Consider the following 16,007-nt stretch of genomic DNA (forward strand, 5'->3'; position numbering starts at 1 on the left):
CGTACACCAGCCCGTCCTCGACGAGGGCCTCGTGGGTGCGGACGGGAGTTTTCGCGGGCGGACCGCTCGGCCGGCCGGTGCGCAGGTCGAAGCACGCGGCATGCAGGGGACATTCGACGGCGCAGCCCTCGAGGAAGCCGTCGGACAGCGACGCGTCCTGGTGCGTACACGTGTCGTCGATGGCGAACAGCTCGCCCTCGACGTGGAACACGGCGATCGCCACCGTCCCCTGGACCCGAACGGACTCACCTTCCGGGATCTCGGACAGCTCACCCACGAAGATCATGATTACTCCTGTTGCGTATCACAGAACTCGTCATACAGAGCGCAACTCGTAGGATGACGGCGCAGGTGGCACGCGTCAATCACGGATTTTTACGACCGGCCCCGGAGCGCCGCGCGGAGCGCGACACGCCGCCGACCAGGCACTCTCCCCGGACAGGGGGCGCCACAGCCGGACGTCTTCCGGGCGGTCGATATATCACTGATGGACCACAGACGCCGTGTCGGCGAGGATGAAGCGGTTGCGACGTTGCCTCGCCACCGTTGCCCGTCCGCGCCGGAGGAGGCCGCATGAAGGACACCCCGCGACGGCGGAGAGGGGACGCAGCCCTACCGGCGATCGAACAGGAGCGGACCGTCCGCCGGGCCGCCGCGGCGGCCTCGGTCGGCAACGTGGCCGAGTGGTACGACTTCGGCATCTACTCCTACCTCGCCGCGGTGGTGCTGAACCGGGTGTTCTTCCCCGAGGCCGGCGAGTGGTCGCTGGTGCTGACCCTGGGGGCGTTCGCGGCGGCGTTCCTGGTCCGCCCGCTGGGCGGGTTCGTCTTCGGCCCGCTCGGTGACCGGATCGGACGGACCCGGGTGCTCTCGTTCACCGTGCTGCTGATGGCGGCCGCGACGGTCGCGCTCGGCCTGGTCCCCGGCTACGGCACGATCGGCGTCGCCGCCCCGCTCCTGGTGCTGCTGATCCGGATGCTGCAGGGCTTCTCGGCCGGGGGTGAGTACACCGGTGCACTGACCCTCGTCGCCGAGTACGCGCCCGACCGCCGCCGCGGGTTCTTCGGCAGCTGGCTGGAGTTCGGCACCGTCACCGGCTACGCACTCGGTGCCGGTGTCTGCGCGACCGTGATCGCCGTGCTGTCGGAGGAGGACCTGCTGGCCTTCGGGTGGCGGATCCCGTTCATCCTGGCCCTGCCGCTCGGCGTCACCGGCATCTACCTGCGGATGCGCCTGGAGGAGACCCCCGCGTTCCGGCAGCTCATGGAGCGCTCCCCGGCAATGGCGGCGATGCCCTACCGGCGTGCGATCGGGATCGTGATGAAGCGCTACCGGTCGGCCGCGCTCGTGGCGGGCGGGATCGTGATCGCCTGGAACGTCCTGAACTACGTGCTGACCACCTACATGCCGACCTACCTGACCGGCACGCTGGCCCGCTACGGCGAGGACGGCGCCAGCGGTGCCGTGGCCACCGGCATGCAGGTCGCGCTGATGCTGCTGATGCTGTGCGTGATCGTGTCCGTCGGGCGGCTGAGCGACCGGATCGGGCGCAAGCCGATCCTTATGACCGGCAGCGTCTCCCTGGTCGCGCTCGGGCTGCCCTCGATCTGGCTGATGCGCGAGGGTCTCGTCGGCCAGGTCGTCGGACTGCTGATCATGGGCGGGACGCTGGTGTGCTTCGCCGCGGTCGCACCGTCGACGCTGCCGGCCTCGTTCCCCACCATGGTCCGCTACGGCGGCCTGGGCGTGGTGTTCAACCTGTTCGTCTCGCTCTTCGCCGGCACCGCCCCGACGGTCATCGAGGCCGCGGTGACCACCACCGGGAACCTGGACTGGCCGGGGTACTACCTGGTCGGGGCGGGCGTGATCGGCGTGGTGAGCGTGTTCTTCCTGAAGGAGTCGGCCGGCATGGCCCTCGCCGGCGCGGCGCCGCTGACCTCGAGCGCCGATCTCCCGCCGCCGCCGGTGTCCGAGGACGGCGTCCCCCTGGAGCAACCCCGCCGCCTGCCGTACTGACCTCTTGGCACAGTTGGTATATCAGTCTAACATCGTGTGTATGACCATCTCGGTGTTCGACATGTTCACGGTCGGCATCGGGCCGTCGAGCTCGCACACCGTGGGCCCGATGCGCGCGGCGTTCCTGTTCACCTCCCGGCTGGCCGGGTCCGGGGACCTGGACCGCACCGCGTCGGTCCGCGTCGAGCTGTTCGGTTCCCTGGGCGCGACCGGGCACGGGCACGGCAGCGTCGCGGCCGTCGTGCTCGGCCTCGCCGGGCACGAGCCGCACACGGTCGACCCGGTCGCGGCGGAGCCCCTGGTGCGGGCGGTCCGCGAGTCCGGCCGGATCGAGCTGGGCGGGCGCCACCGGATCGCGTTCGCGACCGACGACGACGTCGTCCTGCACCGCAACGAGCGCCTGGACTTCCACCCCAACGGCATGGTGCTGCACGCCTTCGACGCGGGCGGATCGGTCCTCGACCGCCGTGAGTACTACTCGGTCGGCGGCGGGTTCGTCCTCGACGAGGACTCCGTCGGCGGTCCCGCGCTGGTCGCCGACACCACGCCGGTCGCCTATCCGTTCACCACCGGCGACGAGCTGCTCGGGCTGACCCGCACGCACGGCCTGCCGATCTCGGAGATCATGCTGGCCAACGAGCTGTCCTGGCGGACCGAGGAGCAGGTCCGCGAGCAGCTGCTGCACATCTGGTCGGTCATGCGGGACTGCGTCGAGCGCGGGAGCAGCACCGGCGGGGTGCTGCCCGGCGGGCTACGGCTCCGGCGGCGGGCGGCCGCGTTGCGGGAGCGGCTGGAGGCGGCGACCGGCGCACCGGACGCGTTGCACGCCATGGAGTGGGTGACGCTCTACGCGCTGGCGGTGAACGAGGAGAACGCCGCGGGCGGCCGGGTCGTCACCGCCCCGACCAACGGAGCGGCGGGCATCGTGCCCGCGGTGCTGCACTACGCCGCCCGGTTCCTGCCCGCGTTCGACGACGACGCCGTCGTGCGTTTCCTGCTGACCGCGGGCGCGGTCGGGGTGCTGTTCAAGGAGAACGCCTCGATCTCCGGTGCCGAGGTGGGCTGCCAGGGTGAGGTCGGATCGGCCTGCGCGATGGCGGCCGCCGGCCTCGCCGAGATCATCGCGGGGACCCCGGAGCAGGTCGAGAACGCCGCGGAGATCGGCATCGAGCACAACCTCGGGCTGACCTGCGACCCGGTCGGCGGGCTGGTGCAGATCCCGTGCATCGAACGCAACGCGGTGGCCTCGGTGACGGCGATCACGGCGGCGCGGATGGCCACGCACGGCGACGGCATGCACCACGTGTCGCTGGACAAGGCGATCAAGACCATGCGCGAGACGGGCGCCGACATGAAGGACAAGTACAAGGAGACCTCCCGCGGCGGGCTCGCGCTGAACATCGTCGAGTGCTGACGGCCGCGCCGATGATCCTGCTTCCCGAAACCGGACGGCTCTCACGCGGGTAGGTCCGGCCGCCAAGTCTCCGATGCCGCGAGCGCGGTCAGGCCGACGGCCTCCTGCGCGAGGCGGCGCCCGGTCCTGAGCAGTGTGCGCACCCGGTCGCGACAGGGCGGGTCCAGCCAGGCGACCAGCTCGTCCGCGCGCTCGCCCGCCACCGGCGGCTGCCCCGCACGGGGCGCGCCGCGTCCGATGAGCAGCTCGTAGAGTCCCGTCGCGGGACGGACCGGCGGCAGGCCGACCTCCTCGGCGAGTGCGGAGGCCGCGGCGGGGATACGCAGGCCCGCGGCGTCGACGTCGCCGAAGTAGCGGAGGGCGCCGGGCGGGTCGTCGCGCAGCGAGAGCACCGAGGACCCGAACGCCGCCCCGGCTCCCCATCCGACCTCGCCGACCGCGCCCGGCCGGTCGGCCAGCACCCGGCGCAGCGAGTCGAACGTGTCGCTGTTCTCCACCACGAGCAGGATCGGCCCGGGGCCGACGCTGGCCCGGTGCAGCGGCAGGGTGACCCGGTAGGCGCGCAGCACGTCCAGGGTCAGGACCGTGCCGAGCCCGCCGTCGAACGCCTTCTCGTCGCCGGTGATCTCCAGGGCCCGTTCGCGCAGTGGCGCCGGGTCGGCGCGGGGACCGCCGCCGAACAGCCACCGGTTGACCTGCTCCAGCACGTCGGTGCCCCGGTGGAGTCCGGCGGCGTCGGAGAGCTCGTGATGCCAGATGACGTCGCGCCGCGGCGGGCCCGGCCCGGTGTCGGGCGCACGCAGGACCGACCGCGGCAGCGGCGGGTGCCGGCCGTCCGTCCCGGCCGACGGGGTGAGCAGGCCCGCGGCCGCCAGCTCCTCGACGACCCCGGCCAGCACCGCCCGGCGCTCGGCCGACCCGCGCGACGCCGGGTCGGCGTCGTCCAGCACGCCCCACAGCTCGTCGAGGCTCACCCGCCGCCGCGGCCACCCGCTCAGCCGGGCCGCGACCCGGTCGGCCCGCGGGGTCATGTCGTGGCGGGGTCGGGGCGGCGGAACAGCCGGGTCGCGGTGACCCCGCCCGTGCCGTCCGGGTCGGGCAGCTCGTCGAGCGTGTGCGCGATCCGGTCGTCGACCGAGAGGTACTTGCGCCCCGCACGCAGGTCGGCGTCGTTGCGCAGGCGGATGAGCAGCGGGAACGTGCTCAGCGCGCCGGCGTCGAACAGGCCGGTGGTGTAGACCAGCTGCACCCCCAGCGCCTGCGCCACCCCGAACTGCAGCTCGAGCAGATAGCCCGCCGACGCGCGTCCGATCGGGTTGTCCAGGAACAGCACCCCGGCGTGCGGGCGCCTGCCCTCGCCGCGCTGGTGCGCCCGCAGCGCCGCCATCGTGCAGTACAGGACGATCGCCGCGGTGAGCTGCTGACCGCCGGAGAACACGTCCCGGATCTCGGAGACCCGCAGCCGTTCGGTGCGCAGCACCGCGTCCGGCTTGAGCATCTCGACCCGCACGCCCCTGGGCATCGCTGCCCGGACGCCGCGCAGCAGCAGCGACATGCCGTCGCGGCGGTCCCGGGGCGACGAGCCGGTGGTGCCGGCCTCGGCGGTGCGGTCCACCACCTCGCCGAGGGCGTGCCGCAGCACCTCGTCGTCGACGGTGTCGAACCGGATCCGCAGGAACTGCTGGCCCGACCAGTCCGAGAGCCCGTCGGGCAGCTCGGACAGGCGCTGGGCGAGACGCAGCGTGCGCAGCGCCTCCCCCACCATGCCCGCGAGCCGGGTGACGATGCCCGACCGGTGCCGGTCGATGTTGGCCAGGTCGTCGTCGAGCGAGCGCAGGCGGGGCGCGAGCGCCTTCTGCCAGTCCGGCGCGAGGCCGGGCATGTCGGCCCGTGCCACGCCGCCGATGTGGCGGCGGACCGGAATCGTCAGCGCGGAGAAGCGCGGGTCCTGCGCGAACTGCGCGACCGCGTCGACGGCCGCGCGGACCTCCTTCTCGGCCGCGGCACGCTCGTCCGCGGTGGCCCGGACGGTCACCTGGCGCTGCTTCCACGCCTGGACCCCGGCCCCGACGTCGCCGGCGAACGGCTCGGCCGGGTGCTCGTGCTCCTCCGGTTCCCCGGCCCCGTCGAGACCGGCCACGATGTGCCCGAAGCCCTCGGCCGCGTGCTCGATCCGGCGCACCTCGTCGCGCTCGGCCCGTGCCCGGTGGCGGGTCCGTTCCGCGTCGGCCTCGGCGGCCCGGCGGTCGGTGTCGGCGCGGTCGATCAGCTCCCGGCCGTGCTCGGTGTCGCGCGGCGGGCCGTAGGGCTCGACCGACCGCGGCGTGCCCGGTGGGCCCTGCGTCGCCGCGCTCGCCACGGCCGTCGCCGAGGCGGCCTTCTGCACCGCGTCGCGGTGCCGGGCCAGTGCGGTCCGTGCCTGGTCGGCGGCACTGCGGCGGGAACCGACGTCGGCCGCCTCGGGCGAGCGCAGCAGTGCCTCCGCGCCGTCGCGGGCGGCCGCGGTGAGCGCGTCGACGGCGGTGCGCGCGGACCCGGCCGCCCGCTCGGCCGCGGCCAGCTCCTGGCGCAGGTCGGTGTCGACCTCGGACGAGGCGTAGGCGGCCTCGGCGCGGCGGAACTCGGCCTGCAGCACGGCCAGCGACCGCTCGTCCGCGCCGGTGCCGGCCCCCGGCTCGCCGCCGCCGTCGCCTCCGCCGTCATCGCCGTCGCCACCGTCGTCGAGCGGCAGCTCGGCGAGCTCCTCGCGGGCCCGGTCGGCGACGGCGGTGTGCCGGTCGCGGCTGCGCTGGGCCTCGCCGGCGTCGTCGCGGGCCCGCTCGGCACCGGTGCGCGCGACGGCAGCGCGCTCGCGCGCGTGCTCGGCCGCGGAGGTGGCGGCGCGCAGGTCCTCCTCCAGCTCCGGCCGGCGGGCCACCTCGGCGGCCAGGGCGTCGAGGGCCTCGGAGCGCTCGCGGCCGAGCGCGGCCGCCTCCTCGCGCCGGGGCCGGTCCTGCTCGAGGTCGTCGGCGCGCTCGTCCAGGTCGGTGATCTCGGCGTCGACCGCGGTGAGCGCCTCGGCGGCCTCGGCGTGCGCCGCGCGTGCGCGCTCGAGCGTCCCGGCCAGCTCGTCGAGGGTGGGGCGGCGCTCGCGCCACCCGCGCAGCCGGGCCAGCAGCCGACCGTCGGTGTCCAGCAGGGCGGCCAGCTCGTCGAGACGGGCCGACCGCGCGGTGGTCTCCCGCGTCAGGTTCTCGCGCGCGGCGTCGGCGGCGTCGGCGTCGAACATCGCCGGGTTCGGCGGCACCACGAGCTGCACGCCTGCGGCCGCCTCGCCGCCGGCGACCGCGGCCGTCGACCCGACCGCGACCACGGCGCACGGCAGCAGCCGGGCCGCCTCGATCTCGGCGCGGGCGCGCGGCCCGTCGTCGGCGTTGTTCAGCAGCACCCCGCCCGCGAGGTGCGGGAGCCGCTCGATCGTCGCGACGCGGTCGGACTCGGGCAGCATCGTCAGGTAGCGCCAGCCGGACCAGGCCGTGATCCCCGCGTCCTCCAGGACACCGAGCACGTCCTCGATCTCGGGGGGCTCGGGCAGCAGCCCACCGGCACCGAGCGAACGCAGTGCCCGCTGGTCGCGGGCCTGCGCGGCGAGCAGCTCGGTCCGCTCCCCCTCCGCCGACCCGACCGCCGACGACAGGTGCTCGACGAGGGCGTCCGCGTCGTCGGCCGGGCGGACCGTCTCGACGCCGAGCAGCTCGGCCAGACGCGGCTCGGCGGCCAGCGCATCGCGTTCGGACACCGCGGCGGCGTGGGCCTCCCCGGCCGCGGACGACGCCGCCCGCGCGTCCTGCTCGGCGCGCGCCGCCGCACCGCGACGGGTGTCCGCGGCCCGCCGGGCACGGCGCAGGTCGTCGAGCCCGGTGTGCAGGTCCGACACCGCGCGCGCCGCCGCGCCGGCCTCGCCGCGGGCGGTCGCCGCCGCGGCCGTGACGTCGTCGTCCCCGGGGTCGCGGCCCGGCCCGGGGGCGGTCAGGAGCCCCTCCCGCACGGCTGCGGCGACCCGGCCCGCGATGACGTCGCGCCCGCTCCGGGCCTGCGCGGCCGCCGACTCCCGGGAGGCGACGTCGGAGGTGGCCTCGATCTCGGTCTCGCGGGCCGCCTCGGCGCGGTCCGACGCCGCTCGCGCACTCTCCGACGCGCCCTGCGCGGCCCGGTCGGCGTCGGCGGCCACGGCCCGCAGCCCGGCCGCGAGCGCCCGCGCGGCGTCCTGGCGGGCCCGCAGTGCCGGGCGGGCCCGTTCCTGCTCCTCGTCGAGCAGGCGCCGCAGCCGGCCCGCCTCCGCGGCCTCGATCTGGTGGCGCAGGACGGGCTCGACGGCCTGCCACGCCTCCACCGTCTCCTGCGCGGCGTCGTGCTCGCGGCGGGCCTGCTCCTCGGCGCGTTGCGCGTGCTCGAGCTCCAGCCCGGCGGTGAGCCTGCGCAGCTCGGTCACGACCTCGCCGAGCCGGCGTTCGGTGCGGCCGGCGGACTGCTCGGCCTCCTCGGCGACGTCGAGGGCCTCCCGCGCGGTACTCAGCCGCTCGTCCTCGACCGCCTTGCGCCGCACCAGCGACGCGGCCAGCTCCCGGCCGCCGCGGCGTGCGCCGGCCTCCCGCTCGCGCGCCAGCTCGGCGGTGCGCTCGGCCTCGACGAGGGGGCCGAGCCGTTCCAGCGTGCCGTCGACGAACGCCCGCTCGGTCTCCAGGTCCTCGCGCTGCGCGAGCTTCGTGGCGTAGCCGGCGACGAGGTCGGCCAGGCCCTGCGGCTCGTCCGGGTCCAGCACCGCGCGCAGCAGGAAGTCGACGAACGCCTCGTCGTTCGGGAACGAGAACGCGTCGGCGGCCTCGCCCTCGCCGGCGTTCATCGTGCGCTGGTACCGGAACAGCTCCGGGTCGAGCCCCACGTCGACGAGGTGGCGGGTCCAGTCGCGCTGCCCGGTCTCCCAGACGAGCTCGCGGTCGGGGCGCGCGCGGTAGGCCTCGAAGAGCCGGTCCTTGAACGCGGACCCGGCGACGCGGCGCCGGTCGTGGGTGAACGGCAGGTCGTCGAGCCCGAACCCCGGGCCCGGACGGAACGAGTACCAGGCGTCGGCGAGCTTCTCCGGGTCCGCGGACGCGACGTGACCGCGCCACTGCGACACCTTGCCGGTGACCAGCAGCGCCCCGGTGACGGTGTGCATCCACTCCAGTGCCACGTGCGCGACGTCCTCGGCCAGCACGAACTTCTCCAGCACCGTGGTGCTGGTCGTGCCGACCACCTGCCGGCGTCCCGGCAGCAGGACCGAGAACACGAGCTTGAGCAGGACCGACTTGCCGCCGCCGTTCTCCAGGAACAGCACCGACGCCGGCGCCGGGCGGCGCGGGACGTGCTCGGTACCGAGAGGAGCGCCAGCGGAACGAGCAGCAGCACCGAGAGGAGCGCCAGCGGAACGAGCATCAGCACCGGGAGCGGCGCCTGCCGAACCGGCGTCGGTGCCCTCGGCGGCGAACAGGTCCTCCTGCCGCGCGGCGCCGCGCACCACCGGGCCGACGCCGCGCAGGTCGAGGCAGACGTCCTGGTAGCGCGCCCCGGCCGGTCCCACCGAGAACAGCCGCACCCGGGAGAGCTCATACATCCGATCCACCCCGCAACGACCCGGACGCGTCCCCGACCGGAAGCACACCCAGCTCCAGCAGCTCGTCGAACGCCCGCTGCGCGGCCAGCTCACGCACCTGCACCTGGTAGCGCGGCGTCGTCCGGTAGACCCCCTCGGTGCCGACCGGGACCAGGAAGCCCTGGTCGGCGAGGAACCGCAGCGCCTTGCCGACGATCCCGCGCGTCGTGGCCTCCCCCGCCCGGCCGTCCTTCGTCCCGGCCGCCTCCGGGCGCCGCAGCCAGACCCGCCAGACCGCCTCCAGCTGCGGGGCGTCGGACAGCGGGTCGGCCTCCTCCGAGCCGGAGACCCGTTCCTCCAGCAGCCGGGCGGCCTCCCGGACGGCGCCGTCGACCTGGTCGACCGAGACCCGCCCGACGTAGGTGTCGTTGCCCAGATCGTCCGGGCGCGGGAAGGCCAGCGCGGCCGACGCCAGGTGCGCGAGCCCGTGCAGCACCTTGTCCGCCTGCCGGTTCGCCAGCGCGGTGCGCCGGGCGTACTCGTCCATCCGGATCTCGAACACCGACTCCTCGACCGCGGCCAGCACGATGCCGGGCGCGGCGTCGACCGCCAGCACCACGAGCCCCAGGCCGGACGCGACACGCTGCGCGGTGTCGGCGAACACGTCGTCCTCGCGGTAGCGGCGGACCAGCTCGGCGTAGGCCGGGTCGCGACCGGGCAACGCCTTCGGGCGCATCCCGAACGCCACCAGCCGCGCCGCGGCCTCCACGTCCGACGGCGACACCTCCCTGCTCACGACGCCTCCCGCCGGTCGTTCCCGTCGATCGTCCCGTCCCCGTCCTCGTCCAAGTCCCCGGCGAGCACGGCGGCGGAGGCGACCAGCAGATCGGCGCCGCCGAACTCGGGGTCGTGCAGGACCGCGCCGTCGTCGACGGCGATCAGCACGGACCCGTCGCCCTGGTTGCGTGCGGTGGCGATCGCCGTCCCCACCGCGTGCAACGTGCGCAGCGCGACCAGCGCGGGCAGCTCCGCGTCGACGTCCCGGGCCCGCCCGAGCAGCTCGGAGAGGCGGACGACGTCCCCGCCCGCGCCCAGCACCGCGTCGGCCCGCGCCCACCGGAGCTCGCCGAACGCGTCCGGGACCACCGGGGCCAGCTCGGGTTCCGGGACGGGCTGCCCGAGCGGGTCCCGCTCGGCCGGCGGTGTCAGCAGCGTCTCCACCAGCCCGCCGAGGCTCGGCACCGACGGCACCCGCACCCCGGCCCCCGCGCCGAAGAAGGCTCCGGTCGGGGCGAGCGCCCGGTCGACGTCGAGGGCCAGGCACGGGCGCAGCAGCTGTCCGAACACGTCGACCGCGGCGCGCTGCGGGCCGCCGGTGAACTCCTGGCGGTCCTGCTCGGCGCGGAACGCGGCCCCGGCCTCCTGCAGCCGCGTCTGTAGCTGGGTGTGTCGCTGGATGCAGTCGTTGACCACGCCCAGCAGGTCGGCGGCCTGCCGTCGCCGGTCCGGCTCGGCCGCGTCGTCGCGGGCGTCGGCGATGTTGGCCAGGATCGCGGTCTCGGCGCGGTAGCGGCTCTCGATGTGGGTCAGCGCCTCGTCGAGCAGGGCGGGCACCGACGCGAGCCAGTCCACCGACCGGACGTCGCGGCGGGTCGCGTCGAGCTTCTGCCGCAACGCCTCGGCGTACTGCACGGTCCGGTAGCGCGCCTGCTCCGCCGCCAGCCGGGCGTCGCCGAGACGGCCGCGCTGGATCAGGTTCTCCAGCTTCACCTCGGCGGCGACCTGCGCCGACTCCACGTCGGTGTCCAGCGCGCCCACCAGCACGTTGATCGCCTCGTCGGAGGCGCGCAGGTACACCTGCCCGTCCGGGCCGGCCAGCTCCACCAGCAGCTTGAAGTCGAAGCGGCGCCGCACGTACCGCCCGGCCTCGTCGAGGCTCCCGTAGTCGATCTGGAACCCGCGGTCCAGGCTCCCGACGTTGATCAGGTTCTCGATCACCCAGTGACCGACCCGCTCGTGCTCGTCGTCGGACGCCTCGGGCGCCTGCGCGGCGACGAACGGCCGCAGCCTGCGCACCACCTGGGCCTGGTCGGCGCCGTGGTCGAAGTCCATCGCCAGCGTGACCTGGTCGATCGCCTGCAACGCGATCTCGGACATCTGGTAGGGCGCCGCGTCGAGCCAGTCCAGGCGCGTCCTGCGGCTGTCGAGGTCGTGCAACGGAGCGGTGCAGGCCAGTGCCTTCAACCTGCGCGCCACCCCGTCGTCGCCCGCGCGCACCACCCCCGACGCCACCGGTCGGACTCTACGGGAGCCCCCGCCGCGGCCGGGAACGACGGGAGCGGGGCGGTCGGCGCCGGTGTCGGGGGCCGCGGTGTCACCCGCTGTCGAGCCCCTCGAGGAACTCCAGGAGCACGTCGATGACGGCATCGGAGGCGTCCACGGTGACGATGTGGCCCGCGCCGGGCACGACGTGTTCGGTCACCCCTTCGGCCGCCGCCCACCGGGGCATCGACGTGGCGATCGCGCCCGTGTAGTCCTCCGCCCCGCGGACCAGGCACAGCGGTACCGGCGTGCGGTATCCGGGCGACGGTGCGAGCAGGGTGGTGGTCGCCCGGAACACGTCGATGAACGTCGGCTTGTCGAGCAGGGCGAACGCCCGTCCCGTGTCCTGGCGGCCGTGCTCGGTCGTCGCCGAGGCCCGGGCCAGGATCGCGGGCAGACGCCGCCCCGGCACCGTCCACAGTGCAGGGGCGGCCATCGCCAGCTGGATCCGCTCCGTGCGGCTCAGCGGTCCGGCGTTCCAGGCCGAGCCGAGTACCACCAGGGCAGAGGCCGAGTCCGGCCGCCTGCGGACCGTCTCCTGGGACAGGTTGCCGCCGAGGGAGTGCCCCACCAGCACCGGTCGGTCCAGTCCCAGATGCTCGACCAGCGCGGACAAGTCGTCGAGCGCGAGGTCGGCCGTGAACGGCGGCCCGTCGGGGTCCGTCGGACGCGACTGTCCGTGCGCACGCATGTCCCACACCACGACGCGGTACCCGGCCCGGCTCAGCGCGCCGTACTGGCCGTCGAACATGTGATGGTCCGCGCCGGCCCCGTGCGTCATCAGCACGGCGCGCCCGGCACCGCCGGAGTCGGCGAAGTGCACGTCGCATCCGTTGCGGGACAACGTTCCAGCCAGGTCCACCACGTCGGCGAACCTAGCGAGAAACCCCGGCTACCGGGAGAACAGGTCGCCGTCGAGGTAGATGTCCCAGTCCGACGCCGTCAGGCCGTGCCCGCCGGAGCGCAGGTGGTAGCTCATCGCCGGGCCACGGAACCCCGTGTCGGGGGCCGGCCGCCACCGCGTCGACGCCAGGCCGGTGTCCCCGAGCCCGTAGAGCTCGTACACCCGTGCCGCCGCGACGTAGGACCGGAACTCGCCCTCCGGGTCGGCGTTCGCGTCGTCGGTGGCGCTCCCGACGACGACACGTCGCGGCGCCATCAGCGCCAGCAGCTCGTGCTGGTCGACCGGCAGCGAGCTCTCCCGGTCGTTGTAGGACTTGTAGGTCTGCGGGAACCAGTGCGGGAACGAGTCGTTGATCCGCGCGACCGTCTCGGCGCCGTTCTCGCGGCGGCGGGCGAGACCGGCTCCGGTCGACCCCGAGTCGTTCGAGACGACCGCGGCGAAGCGCGGATCCTGCGCACCGGCCCACAACGACGCCTTGCCACCCCTGGAGTGGCCGATCACCGCCACCGCGGCCGGATCGATGTCGGGATCGGTCTGCAGGTAGTCCATGGCCCGGCTGGCACCCCACGCCCAGGCGCTGATCGTCCGGCCCGCGTCCTCGGGCAGCTTCTCGCCGGCGGGGTGGAACAGGTCGATCATCGCGCTGCGGTAGCGGTTCTCGTCGTCCGGGGCGATGTCGTCGGTGTCGAACGCCGCCAGCGCGTAGCCGGCGTCGTTGATCTTCGACACCGGCGCGTAGCCCGACGACGAGCCCGGGTCGTCGCCGACCGCACCGCGATGGTCGATCATCAGGAACGTCCCGCGCGGCGTGCGCCCGCCTCCGGGCAGGAACAGCGTCAGGTCGAAGCTCCCGGACCCCTCCGGGCCGGTCACGGTGATCCTGACGTTCTTGCGCTCGACGCCCCCGACGTCGGTCGACCGGACCGCGTAGGTCTGCCGGGTCGGTACCGGCAGGCTCCGGCCGTAGACGTGCTGGCGGAAGTGGGCCAGCAGCTCGTCGCGGCGGGTGCCCTCCCAGGACGCCGGGCCGTCCACGGGTTCGCCGTCGTCGGTCCGTAGTGGATCCGGGTAGTCGACACCGTCGATCGTGACCGACGGTGCGGCCGGGCCGCTCGGCGCCGGCGCCGTGGACGCCGTGCGGACGACCGGTTGATCGGCCGGGACACCCTGCGGCACAACGAATGCTCCGGCAGCGAGAACCGTCAGGGCGACGAGCGAGGAGCCCGCGTGCGTGACGACGGCGCGCAGACGGTCACGCGCAGGGCTCGAGGTGGACATCTGCGGGAACCGTACCCAGCGCCGGTCGTGCCGGGCGCGCGATCGGTCGCAGCGCATCCGAACGGATGACGCCGGGACCGGCTCGCCGGCGCCGGTGTCAGCGCCTGCCGGCACCGCGTCCGAGGCGCAGCGCCGAGACGAGGAAGAAGATGCCGCCGAGCAGGGCGTAGCCGGCCACGTTCGCCAGGGACGCTCCCGCGCTCGAGGCCATCAGGACGAACGACACGCCGGCCAGCACGGAGATGGACCCGCTGGCGACCATCGCCCACTGTCCGCCCAGGCCGCGCCGCCGCAGTGCCACGACCAGCTGCACGACGCCGGCGAGGACCGCCCAGGCCCCCCAGACCCGCAGGACGGCGGGGATGCCGGAGCCCAGGGCCACGGCGAGACCGACGGCGGCCAGGGCGCTGATCGCGATGTTGACGTACAGGCCCGCGGCGGACCCGTTCGCGGACCCGTCGGCCACCGGGGCCGAGGAGGAGGCACGTGAGGAACGGGCGTCGACGACCGCGGCGGCGACGTCGAACACCGGGTACAGCACGAGCAGCACCACGGTCAGCGGCCCGATGCCCGACGCGGTCACGAACACCAGGACCGCCCAGACGAGCGCGAACCCGGAGCGGACGAGGTAGAGCCGCCGGAGCGTCGCGGCGGCGGTGGCATGGGCGGAGGCAGAGGCGGGGGCGGCAGTCGTGGTCACGACGGGTTCCTTTCCGGAGAGGGAGCCAGAAGGAACTTTCTCTCTACTGGCAGGCAGAGCCTCGCACACGGAGTCGAGGCAAACAAGAAGGATCGTTCTGTCTGTTACCGTGGACGGATGGCCACGCCGACCCGCTCCGAGGCACGCGAACGACTGCTGTCCACGGCCGGCGAGCTGTTCTACCGCGAGGGCATCCGGGCCGTCGGGGTCGAGCGGATCTTCGCCGAGGCACCGGTCACGCGATCGACGTTCTACCGGCACTTCCCTTCGAAGGAACATCTCGTCCTGGCCTACCTGCACGGCGTCGACACCCTCACCCGCGCCGAGGTGCGAGCGGCCGTCGAGACCGCGCCGTCGCCGGCCGACGCGCTGCGCGCGATCGGCACCGCGGTCGCCGACGGCCTGGCGACACCCGGGTTCCGCGGCTGCGCGTTCCTCAACGCCGCCACCGAGTACCCCGACCCCCACGACCCGGTGCACCAGGCGGTCCTCGACCACCGCGCCTGGTACCTGGCCACGCTCACCGAGCTGTTCGCCCAGGTCTTCGGGGCGTCACCGCGACGCGGCAGGCCCGAACACGCCGCACAGCACTTCGTCATGATGCGCGACGGCGTGATGACCGGGGCCGGTGTCGACGGCATCGACAGCGCCGGCGCCGCGTTCCGCCGCGGCGTCGAGGGGCTGCTCACCGTCCTGCACTGAACGCACGCACGACGCACCGGGCCGACGCAGGTCATGCGGCGGGACCGGGCGGTACCGCACGCTCGGCTCCGGTAGGTCCGCCGGCCGCGGGGCGCGACGAGCGACATCTGTCGCTTCCACCGGTCACGATGTTCGGCTCCGGACGGATGTCCGCGCCCGACCGGCGTCTCAGACTGGGCGGATGGACGTAGATGTCGTCGTAGGAGCCGGCGTGATCGGGGCCGCGGTCGCGCTCGAGCTCGCACGTGCCGGACGCAACGTGGTCGTCGTCGACAAGGCGGGCGGGGTCGGACACGGTTCGACGAGCTCGTCGAGTGCGGTGGTGCGGTTCAACTTCTCCACCCGTGCCGGCGTCGCGACCGCCTGGGAGTCACTGCACCACTGGCAGCACTGGGGCGAGTACCTGGCGTGTGACGTCGGCGAGCTGGTCCGGTACGAGCGCTGCGGGCTCGCGATGCTCGACGTCGAGCTCGCTCCCCGTTCCGGGTACGTACGCCTGTTCGACGAGGTCGGCGTGCCCTACGAGGAGTGGGACGGCGCCACGTTGCGCCGCCGGATTCCCGGCATCGACAGTGGACGGTACTGGCCACCCCGGCGCATCGACGACGAACGGTTCTGGGACGACGCACCGGGCGAGCTGGGTGCGGTGTACACACCGGACGCGGGGTACGTCGGTGACCCGCAGCTCGCCGCCCGGAACCTGGCCGCGGCCGCGAGCCACCACGGCGCGCAGTTCCGGCTGCGCACCAGGGTGACCGGGCTCGACACCGACGGCGGTCGGGTGACCGGCGTCCGGCTCGACGACGGCAGCACGATCGCGTGCCGCACCGTCGTCAACGCCGCCGGGCCCTGGTCGGGCGCGCTCAACGCGCTGGCCGGCGTCGGCGCGGACTTCACGGTCGGCGTCCGTCCGCTGCGTCAGGAGGTGGCGTACGCGACCGCGCCGGCCGGCTTCGCAGCGCCCGGTTCGGCCGGCATCAGCATCGCCGACATGGACCTGGGCACCTACATGCGGGGCGAGGTGGGGGGTGGCCTGTTGATCGGGGGGACCGAACCCGAG

General features: G+C 74.5%; 12 protein-coding genes. 4 read left to right on the forward strand and 8 right to left on the reverse strand.

Going from position 1 to position 16,007, the window contains the following annotated elements; translation table 11 throughout:
• Positions 1–286 (reverse strand): bifunctional 3-phenylpropionate/cinnamic acid dioxygenase ferredoxin subunit (locus tag I4I78_RS18875; protein ID WP_218612681.1); only part of this gene is annotated, 286 nt, incomplete at its 3' end.
• Positions 287–573: 287 nt separating this feature from the next.
• Between I4I78_RS18875 and I4I78_RS18880 the strand changes: the two genes are divergently transcribed.
• Together I4I78_RS18880 and I4I78_RS18885 are read left to right on the forward strand one after the other, a co-directional pair.
• Positions 574–2,016, forward strand: coding sequence for an MFS transporter (locus I4I78_RS18880; protein WP_218612682.1), 1,443 nt, complete (start codon positions 574–576; stop codon positions 2,014–2,016).
• A gap of 40 nt (positions 2,017–2,056) precedes the next feature.
• Positions 2,057–3,430, forward strand: a complete 1,374-nt coding sequence (locus I4I78_RS18885) for an L-serine ammonia-lyase (RefSeq protein ID WP_218612683.1) — start codon at positions 2,057–2,059, stop codon at positions 3,428–3,430.
• 41 nt (positions 3,431–3,471) lie between these two features.
• On the opposite strand, the gene I4I78_RS18890 is transcribed toward I4I78_RS18885, so the two are convergent.
• From I4I78_RS18890 to I4I78_RS18920, 7 genes are all read right to left on the reverse strand, one after another.
• Positions 3,472–4,461, reverse strand: coding sequence for a DUF2399 domain-containing protein (locus I4I78_RS18890; RefSeq protein ID WP_218612684.1), 990 nt, complete (start codon positions 4,459–4,461; stop codon positions 3,472–3,474).
• Entirely contained in the window at positions 4,458–9,062 is a 4,605-nt protein-coding gene (locus tag I4I78_RS18895) for a hypothetical protein (RefSeq protein WP_218612685.1), read from the reverse strand. The genes I4I78_RS18890 and I4I78_RS18895 overlap by 4 nt, the downstream gene beginning before the upstream one ends.
• Positions 9,055–9,837: a hypothetical protein gene (locus tag I4I78_RS18900; protein ID WP_308252216.1), complete on the reverse strand. Its 783-nt coding sequence runs from the start codon at positions 9,835–9,837 to the stop codon at positions 9,055–9,057. Before I4I78_RS18900 ends, I4I78_RS18895 begins: the two co-directional genes overlap by 8 nt.
• On the reverse strand, positions 9,834–11,333 hold the full coding sequence (locus I4I78_RS18905; RefSeq protein WP_374225888.1) for a hypothetical protein: 1,500 nt from the start codon (positions 11,331–11,333) through the stop codon (positions 9,834–9,836). Before I4I78_RS18905 ends, I4I78_RS18900 begins: the two co-directional genes overlap by 4 nt.
• A gap of 82 nt (positions 11,334–11,415) precedes the next feature.
• Positions 11,416–12,228, reverse strand: coding sequence for an alpha/beta hydrolase (locus tag I4I78_RS18910; protein ID WP_308252217.1), 813 nt, complete (start codon positions 12,226–12,228; stop codon positions 11,416–11,418).
• A gap of 27 nt (positions 12,229–12,255) precedes the next feature.
• Positions 12,256–13,545: an acetylxylan esterase gene (locus I4I78_RS18915; RefSeq protein ID WP_226379979.1), complete on the reverse strand. Its 1,290-nt coding sequence runs from the start codon at positions 13,543–13,545 to the stop codon at positions 12,256–12,258.
• A gap of 97 nt (positions 13,546–13,642) precedes the next feature.
• Positions 13,643–14,245, reverse strand: a complete 603-nt coding sequence (locus I4I78_RS18920; RefSeq protein WP_218612686.1) for a hypothetical protein — start codon at positions 14,243–14,245, stop codon at positions 13,643–13,645.
• 117 nt (positions 14,246–14,362) lie between these two features.
• Between I4I78_RS18920 and I4I78_RS18925 the strand changes: the two genes are divergently transcribed.
• Together I4I78_RS18925 and I4I78_RS18930 are read left to right on the forward strand one after the other, a co-directional pair.
• The gene (locus I4I78_RS18925) at positions 14,363–14,947 is read left to right on the forward strand and encodes a TetR/AcrR family transcriptional regulator (RefSeq protein ID WP_218612687.1); all 585 of its coding nucleotides are present in this window, start codon (positions 14,363–14,365) and stop codon (positions 14,945–14,947) included.
• A gap of 181 nt (positions 14,948–15,128) precedes the next feature.
• Positions 15,129–16,007 (forward strand): FAD-binding oxidoreductase (locus I4I78_RS18930; protein WP_218612688.1); only part of this gene is annotated, 879 nt, incomplete at its 3' end.

It is taken from the genome of Pseudonocardia sp. KRD291 (assembly GCF_019263595.1).
In the GTDB taxonomy this organism is placed as follows: domain Bacteria; phylum Actinomycetota; class Actinomycetes; order Mycobacteriales; family Pseudonocardiaceae; genus Pseudonocardia.